We start from the raw sequence: 631 nt of genomic DNA, 5'->3' as shown, positions 1-631 counted from the left end.
CCGCTGGCGGTCTCCAGTTGGCCAATGGCCTGCCAGGGCCAGGCGTTGGGTGTCGGCACCGGATCGCGATCGTCATGATTAAAGAACAGGATTTGCTGACGTTCCGCTTCAGAGGGGGATTGTTCAGCCCAGCCAGGGGCTGCGGGTAACGCTATCAAACAGAACAACCAAGCCAGTTTACGCATCAATAGGATTACCTTGCGGAAAAAGCGATATCTTTTTTACGTCACCCACTAACTATAGCCGGGTTTGCCAGCGTTGCGGGGGCGGGCGCGACCCTGAGTGCGTGAGTGCTCGTCATAAAAAGAACAGCAGCGTGATAAATCCGCACACCAGCACCAACGAAAACGCGATTTCAAATGAGTAGCGATGGAACATCATCAAGCACCCCATTAAACATACCGTGTGCGTATGGGCATACGGCGGCTACCGGGAGGCAACGGCTGGAATGCCTGTCATAAAAAAACACCCGATTCACCGGGTGTCAGACTCATTATCACTGCGTGAAACCGTTCGGTGTTGGAAGCGGAACGGTTCACGTTTTGTGGCTAACTCGTCCCTGCCGGAGCAGGGATCTTGAGACAAGAAGCGGTGATGCGATTACGCTGCGGTCGGAACCGGTTTTTTAGCG

Annotated in this window: 1 pseudogene; it reads right to left on the bottom strand. The window is 54.2% G+C overall.

Annotated features, from left to right (window positions below):
- Window positions 1-185 (bottom strand): annotated as a pseudogene (locus tag J5224_RS33735) (serine protease); the annotation flags it as partial.
- Window positions 186-631: the final 446 nt, after the last annotated feature.

It is taken from the genome of Candidatus Symbiopectobacterium sp. NZEC135 (genome assembly GCF_025962695.1).
Note: the sequence above shows the minus strand (reverse complement) of the source record. Positions and strands in the feature narration are given on the sequence as shown.